The following is a 6,815-nucleotide window of genomic DNA, read 5'->3' on the forward strand; positions in this document are numbered from 1 at the left end:
ATCCTCTGAAACCGAGGGTTTCCGTCTTTTGGAACGTTATGCGCCAAATCTGGAAGTCCTTTCGAGCGCTGTATTTTGCCTCGCTGATGATGTTGATCGGCTCGGGCCTGCTCAGCACCTACCTTGCCTTGCGTCTGGCCGCCGATCAGGTCGATGGCCTGTGGGTCGGTGCATTGATGGCAGCCAACTATGTCGGTCTGGCCTTGGGTGGCAAGATCGGCCACCGGCTGATCGGCCGGATCGGGCATATCCGCGCGTATGCAACCTGCGCGGGTATTGTCGGCGCGGCGGTGCTGGGCCACGGTCTGTTCGACTACCTCCCGGCGTGGATCTTCCTGCGGATGATTGTCGGCCTGGGCATGATGTGCCAGTACATGGTCATCGAGAGCTGGCTCAACGAGCAGGCCTCGCCCAAGCAACGCGGCACGGTGTTCAGCCTCTACATGATCGCGTCGTACCTGGGGCTGGTGCTTGGCCAGTTGATTCTGGTTATCCACCCGCAGCTCGGCCCTGAACTGCTGATGCTCGTGGCGATGTGCTTTGCGCTTTGCCTTGTGCCGGTAGCGATGACTCGCAGCATTCACCCGGCGCCCATGCACCCGGCCCCGCTGGAGCCGCTGTTCTTTATGCGCCGCGTGCCGCAGTCACTGACCACGGTGTTGAGCGCTGGCATGATCATCGGCTCGTTCTACGGTCTGGCGCCGCTGTATGCGGCGCAACAAGGGCTGTCCACCGAGCATGTCGGTTTGTTCATGGCCAGCTGCATCGGCGCGGGCCTTATCGTCCAAGGCCCGCTGGGCAAACTGTCGGACCGCTACGACCGCGCCTGGCTGATCCGCGGTGTAGCGGTGTTGCTGGTGCTGGCTTCGCTGCCGCTGGCGATCCTCCCCAACGTGCCGATGGAAGTGCTGCTGGTGGTGGGCTTTCTTGCCTCGCTGCTGCAGTTTTCCCTGTACCCGCTGGCAGTGGCCTTCTCCAACGACCACGTTGAAGGCGAACGCCGTGTGTCCCTGACCGCGATGCTGCTGATGACCTACGGCGTCGGCGCGAGTATCGGCCCGCTGGTGTCCGGCGTGCTGATGAAGATGTTCGGCAGCAACATGCTCTACGCCTTCGTCTGCTGCGTGGCGCTGGTGCTGGTCACCCGTATTCGTCCGAAGGCCGTCACCAACCTGCACCAGGTCGAAGACGCCCCGCTGCACCACATCGCCATGCCCGACAGCATGTCCAGCTCCCCGCTGGTGGTCGCCCTTGACCCGCGTGTGGATGAACAGGTGGTGCAGGATCAGATGCAGGACGTTGAGCCTGATGTTTCGGCAGAGGTTGCGCCGGATGTAGCGGCCGAAGTTGAAGTGCAGCCTGAGATGGTGGAGCGGGTCGTGGCGTCGGGTGAGGGCGTTGTGCGGCCGGTGGCGATTATGGATGAGGAAGTGGCTGCTGAACCTGATGCGGCTGGGCCGGAGGAGGCGGTTGACGTGCGTCGGGATGTTGGGGTGGATCGGCCGTTGTGATGGGGGTGGGCTGATCTGCCCCCACAGGTCTCGTGTCTCACGTTGAAACCGCGTTCACCGCAAAACCCTTGTAGGAGTGACCGGGGTGGCGCTCCACCTTGCCCGCGATGGCGGTGTGTCTATGAAATGGATGTTGGCTGACCCACCGCATTCGCGGGCAAGCGCGCTCCTACAGTTGATCTTCGCCCATCGATAAAGGGTGGCGGACTGCAAGACCGTTGTAGGAGTGAGTTTGCTCGCGAGGGCAGACGATGAGATATGAGCGCAGCAAAATTCAGCCACCCGCCAGCGCGCCATGAAACGCGCCAGCAGATCACCACCAACGATCAGAAATCGTCGTCTTTGTCGAAGCGTCGCGCTTCGCGTTGCAGCTGATACACAAAACGCTCGACCTGCCGCTGCACCAATCCACTCATGTTGTGAAAGCGCACACCGGCGAACGTGGTGTTGATCCTTTCTTCGAAGTGCAGATGGCGCAATTCCACAGGCGTGGTCATGTTGCCGAAGGGCAGGGAGGCGATGAATCGCTCATAAACCTGACCCAGCTGCATGCGCTCGGATATATCGCCCTCAAAGCGCAGTTTGCAGCCCGTGGCGGAGACATCCAGCAGTTTGCCGCGCAGCGGGAATTTGAGCCGGTCGCCACCGATCTCGACATCAATCAGCGAAGCCAGCTTCAGGGCCGCGCGAAACGCGTTGCGGCGCTGGTGGTAGACGACTTCTTGAGGCAGCGGGCCGCGATAACTGCGCGGCTCTTCGATGACTGTCAGCTGGGCTTTGCTTTCCCAGGCGATGCGCACGCCGTCGTGAAAGCCTTCGACACGGAACGGTTCACCGCTGGCAAGGAAACGCTCACCGTCGCGGGGGATCATCTCGTCGAGGATCATCTCGTTGGTGTCGCGGTTGACGTCGATCACGTAGCTCTGAAACCGCTGGCTGCGTTCGTGGAACGTGATGATCAGCGGGTCATGACTTTCCATCAGCAGCCGCAGATTGGCAGCGATTTCCAACGGGGTGGTCAGTACCTTCGGGGGCTGCGGAACATCTTCCGCGCTTGAGGCATTCACGGTCTATCCATCTCCAGGCAAATAACGGCAGCGTTCAGCGTGCGGCATATTGCCACTACGTTGCGCACCTTGATACAAGAACTTACGCCTGGCTGAGCGGACGCGGCCTGGCCTTGCCGGACGTCGAACCGCGGCTGTCATACAGTGTCGGGGTGTCGCCGCCGTTGAGAATCCTCAACTGCTGTGCCGTGGTGAGTTGCTGGAGCTGGATAAGGCTGCCGTTCTGTTCGTTGGCCGCCTGGCATTCACTCATCAGTGCGCTGAGTTCATCGCCTGCGGTTAGCAGGGCTTCACCCACTGACGAATGTTTCGCCACTTCTTCGAGTCCCGCACGATTGGCGGGCAGACCCAGGCTGGTCATCAGCTGGGTACGTCGGCGTCCATGCTGCTCGAGCACGATCACCAGCGCCTGTTTCTGCGCCAGGATGTGTTCCATCTCGACCATATTGCGCCCGTGAAGCGCCACTGACTCGGCCTTCAGGATGTCCAGCAGATGCCGGGTTGGCGCAATGTCGTCCGTGATCAGTTGAAGCAATGTAGTGTCTTGCATCGCATGCCCTGGTGTTTAAGCGTCCAGAAGCCCCTGCGCAGACCTGGGGCTAGCGCTGGGCTTCGAAGTTAAGCAGTTTGCTAGCAACACGATTGCTGTCGACCTTATAGCTGCCGTCGGCGATCGCCTGCTTCAACTCAGCCACACGGGCGCTGTTGACGACAGGCTGATCACGCAACGAATCACTGATCTTCTGCAACTGTTGAGCTTCGCTGCTCAAATGTACTGCCTCACCACTGCCGGGCACGCTCGAGGTGCCGCTGACCGCTGCCGTAGCTTCGGTTTTGCTGGCTTCCTTGGTGCTGGCAGTACGTGTTGTACCGCCAACGGGAGTGGAGCTATTCAAACGATTGAAGTCGATGACCATGATTGAAAAACCTCTGGGTTCTAGGACGCTTGCCTTGGTTTCGGCCATACCCGGAATAACTTTAGGGCTCGCGCGAAAACAGTCTCGAATGGACGTCGCGCGGAGCACTGGGGTTCCGAGTGTAGGAAAAGCGCAAGCGCAGCGCCAGAGGTCTTACCTATACATGTCAGTTACATAGCGACCTCAACTTGCCCGGGCGCAACGATGTTGGCCTTGATCACCCGTTGTGAATTCAGGTTCTTCACCCGTATTTGCTCGTTGAAACCGCCGTCGGACAGGGCTTCGCCCGGCATCCGCACGCTCATCGAACCACTGCGAGCGCTGATCACGACTTGGTCGCCCTTATGGACCATTTGGGGTTGATCGAGGTGGACGGGCGTCAGGATCTGGTCGATGACCGTTGGTCGGACAACTTTTTGCCCGACTGCCTGATCGACCGAATCAAGGAAGCCCTGCCCCAGTTGGCTCACGTCACGTTCGCGCAGCGCTACATCGTTTTCGGTCACGATCGCGTCGCGCTTCATTGGCCGTACGGCCGTGACCACATTGCGGTAAAGATGTACCTGGGCCGGTACGAACACTGTCCACGGTGAGGCGCCTTCACAGCGCACTTTGACGGTGACGCGGCCGATGGGCTGGGCCGGGCTTTCCAGTGAGGCTGTCAAATCCTTGTCACACAGCGGCATGCGCATACGCGGATCCAGCTGTTTGACTTCGATCTCATAGCGGCCGGCGGTTTGGTTGGTCGCCATATAGTCTTCAACTGTGAATTCAAGAAAGCCCTGGGTCACGCCGATAAGTGTTTCAGGCAGGGTCATGTTGTCTGCGCGGCTGAGGCTGGCGGCACACAACAGACACAGCGCAACCAGCACGCAGAGAAAGCTGCGGGTTGCGGGGGCCAGGCGTCGGGATACTGTCGTTTGTGTGTTCATGATGAGTAAATAGCAAGGCCCGTGCCGCTTACCGATCCGGTAGCGCAATTGGTCGTTTTGGGAGGAGTGGTTCATGGCTGGTGTGATGGATTCAGTAAACCAGCGCACTCAACTGGTAGGGCAGAACCGCCTTGAACTGTTGCTGTTCCGGTTGGACGGCAAGCAGTTGTATGGGATCAACGTGTTCAAGGTAAAAGAGGTGCTTCAGTGCCCGAAACTTACCCATATGCCCAAATCCAGTCCGATTGTGCGCGGTGTGGCAAGTATTCGTGGCGGGACCATCCCGATCCTCGATCTGGCATTGGCGACCGGCGGCAAGCCGTTGTCTGACATTGCCAATTCCTTCGTGATCATCACGGAGTACAACACCAAGATTCAGGGCTTCCTGGTGCATGCGGTGGAACGCATCGTCAACATGAACTGGGAAGACATTCATCCGCCACCCAAGGGTACGGGGCGCGACCACTACCTGACGGCGGTGACGCGTCTCGACAATCAGTTGGTGGAGATCATCGACGTAGAGAAGATCCTCGCCGAAGTGGCGCCGGTCTCCGAGAACATCTCCGTGGGTGTGGTTACGGCTGAGGTACAGCACAAGGCGCTCTCTCTGCGAGTGTTGACGGTCGATGATTCCTCCGTGGCGCGCAAACAGGTCACGCGTTGCCTGCAAACCGTCGGCGTGGAAGTCACGGCGTTGAATGACGGTCGTCAGGCACTGGATTTCCTGCGCAAACTGGTGGAAGAAGGCAAGAAACCGGAAGAAGAATTCCTGATGATGATCTCCGACATTGAAATGCCGGAGATGGATGGCTATACCCTCACTGCGGAGATTCGCAGCGACCCGCGCATGCAGAAGTTGCACATTGTGTTGCACACGTCGCTGTCGGGCGTGTTCAACCAGGCGATGGTCAAGAAGGTCGGCGCTGATGATTTCCTGGCCAAGTTCCGGCCGGATGATCTGGCGGCGAGGGTAGTAGATCGTATCAAGGCGGCGGATATCAGCTGAGGAGGGATTTTCCTCCTTGCTGTTCACATGATTTGAGGGGCGGCATGTCTACAGGTAATTTGGATTTTGATCAGTTCCGGGTATTCCTGGAAAAGGCCTGTGGCATTTTGCTGGGTGAAAATAAACAGTATCTGGTCTCCAGCCGCCTCAACAAGTTGATGGAACAGCAGTCCATCAAGTCGTTGAGTGAGCTGATCCAGCGTATCCAGACCCAGCCGCGCAGTGGTTTGCGCGAGCAGGTGGTCGATGCGATGACGACCAACGAGACGTTGTGGTTTCGCGATACGTACCCCTTCGAGGTGCTGAAGAACAAGGTTTTGCCGGAGGCGATGAAGGCCAGCCCTAACCAGCGTTTGCGCATCTGGTCGGCGGCATGTTCTTCGGGGCAGGAACCGTATTCGCTGTCGATGTCGATCGATGAGTTCGAGCGCAGTAACCCGGGGCAGTTGAAGTCGGGCGTGCAGATTGTGGCGACGGATTTGTCGGGTTTGATGTTGAACAATTGCAAAACGGGTGAGTACGACAGTCTGGCGATCGGCCGGGGTTTGTCGCCGGATCGTCTGCAGCGTTTCTTCGATCAGAAGACGCCAGGGCGCTGGACGGTGAAGGCGCCGATCAAGAGCCGTGTGGAGTTCCGGTCGTTCAATCTGTTGGACAGTTATGCGGCGTTGGGCAAGTTCGATATCGTGTTTTGTCGCAACGTGCTGATTTATTTTTCGGCGGAGGTGAAGAAGGATATTTTGCTGCGCATTCATTCGACGTTGAAGCCGGGGGGGTATTTGTTCCTGGGCGCTTCGGAGGCCTTGAACGGGTTGCCCGATCATTATCAGATGGTGCAGTGCAGTCCCGGGATTATTTATCAGGCCAAGTGATTGGCTGCGCTTTCGCTTTATTAGAACCCGCTTAGGCGGGTTTTTTTATGTTGTGTTGGCGCTTGGATTTTTGGCAGCGGGTTAATTGTGGTGGCGCTAAGTTTGGTCTGCCTAATGGCAGACATTTCGCCTTCGGCGAGTTACTTGGAAAAGCACCCCAAGTAACCAAGGGTGCTTGCTCCTGGTTGGGCCCTTCGTTCCTCAGGGTTCCTTCACTTCGGTCTCGCTCCGTGGGCCCGCGCCGAACGGGCATCCATGCCCTGACGGCGCTCTCGCCGCATCCATGCGGCTCGGCCCACTGCGCGAGACCTGCGTTCAGCCTGCACCCAAGTCGCGTTTTGCGGTGTTTGAGCCTTTTGTGTATGAAGATCAAAAGCGCTGCGCAGATCAAGAGCTTCCCGGCTAAAGCCAGTCCTACAGGGGGACGCGATGTGTTTTTTAGTGGGACCGGCTTTAGCCGGGAAGAGGCCGGTGTGTTCACCATCAATTTCGCGGCGTGCCCGCTGACGC

7 protein-coding genes are annotated in these 6,815 nt (G+C 58.5%); 3 read left to right on the forward strand and 4 right to left on the reverse strand.

Annotation, left to right across the window (positions count from 1 at the left end):
* Window positions 1-38: 38 nt before the first annotated feature.
* Complete coding sequence (locus BMY98_RS24500) at window positions 39-1,511, forward strand: MFS transporter (RefSeq protein ID WP_083398880.1); 1,473 nt, start codon at window positions 39-41, stop codon at window positions 1,509-1,511.
* 326 nt (window positions 1,512-1,837) lie between these two features.
* Here BMY98_RS24500 and BMY98_RS24505 read toward each other — a convergent pair whose 3' ends face one another.
* The 4 genes from BMY98_RS24505 to flgA form a co-directional block, all read right to left on the reverse strand.
* A complete protein-coding gene (locus tag BMY98_RS24505; RefSeq protein WP_074893093.1) occupies window positions 1,838-2,578 on the reverse strand; it encodes a flagellar brake protein in 741 nt (246 codons plus the stop codon).
* Window positions 2,579-2,660: 82 nt separating this feature from the next.
* Complete coding sequence (locus BMY98_RS24510) at window positions 2,661-3,128, reverse strand: flagella synthesis protein FlgN (protein WP_074893095.1); 468 nt, start codon at window positions 3,126-3,128, stop codon at window positions 2,661-2,663.
* Between the two features lie 49 nt (window positions 3,129-3,177).
* Window positions 3,178-3,495, reverse strand: coding sequence for a flagellar biosynthesis anti-sigma factor FlgM (flgM, locus tag BMY98_RS24515; RefSeq protein ID WP_074893097.1), 318 nt, complete (start codon window positions 3,493-3,495; stop codon window positions 3,178-3,180).
* A gap of 170 nt (window positions 3,496-3,665) precedes the next feature.
* Complete coding sequence (gene flgA / locus BMY98_RS24520; protein ID WP_074893099.1) at window positions 3,666-4,427, reverse strand: flagellar basal body P-ring formation chaperone FlgA; 762 nt, start codon at window positions 4,425-4,427, stop codon at window positions 3,666-3,668.
* A gap of 73 nt (window positions 4,428-4,500) precedes the next feature.
* Between flgA and BMY98_RS24525 the strand changes: the two genes are divergently transcribed.
* Both BMY98_RS24525 and cheR read left to right on the forward strand, forming a co-directional pair.
* A complete protein-coding gene (locus BMY98_RS24525) occupies window positions 4,501-5,433 on the forward strand; it encodes a chemotaxis protein CheV (RefSeq protein WP_074893101.1) in 933 nt (310 codons plus the stop codon).
* Window positions 5,434-5,477: 44 nt separating this feature from the next.
* The gene (gene cheR / locus BMY98_RS24530; RefSeq protein WP_074893103.1) at window positions 5,478-6,305 is read left to right on the forward strand and encodes a protein-glutamate O-methyltransferase CheR; all 828 of its coding nucleotides are present in this window, start codon (window positions 5,478-5,480) and stop codon (window positions 6,303-6,305) included.
* The last annotated feature ends 510 nt before the right edge of the window (window positions 6,306-6,815 follow it).

This window comes from Pseudomonas graminis (assembly GCF_900111735.1).
In the GTDB taxonomy this organism is placed as follows: Bacteria; Pseudomonadota; Gammaproteobacteria; order Pseudomonadales; family Pseudomonadaceae; genus Aquipseudomonas; species Aquipseudomonas graminis.

Coding starts and splice junctions, on each gene's coding strand:
- BMY98_RS24500 (WP_083398880.1), top strand. CDS start 39: ATGCGCCAAATCTGGAAGTCCTTTCGAGCGCTGTATTTTGCCTCGCTG.
- BMY98_RS24510 (WP_074893095.1), bottom strand. CDS start 3,128: ATGCAAGACACTACATTGCTTCAACTGATCACGGACGACATTGCGCCA.
- flgM (WP_074893097.1), bottom strand. CDS start 3,495: ATGGTCATCGACTTCAATCGTTTGAATAGCTCCACTCCCGTTGGCGGT.
- flgA (WP_074893099.1), bottom strand. CDS start 4,427: ATGAACACACAAACGACAGTATCCCGACGCCTGGCCCCCGCAACCCGC.
- BMY98_RS24525 (WP_074893101.1), top strand. CDS start 4,501: ATGGCTGGTGTGATGGATTCAGTAAACCAGCGCACTCAACTGGTAGGG.
- cheR (WP_074893103.1), top strand. CDS start 5,478: ATGTCTACAGGTAATTTGGATTTTGATCAGTTCCGGGTATTCCTGGAA.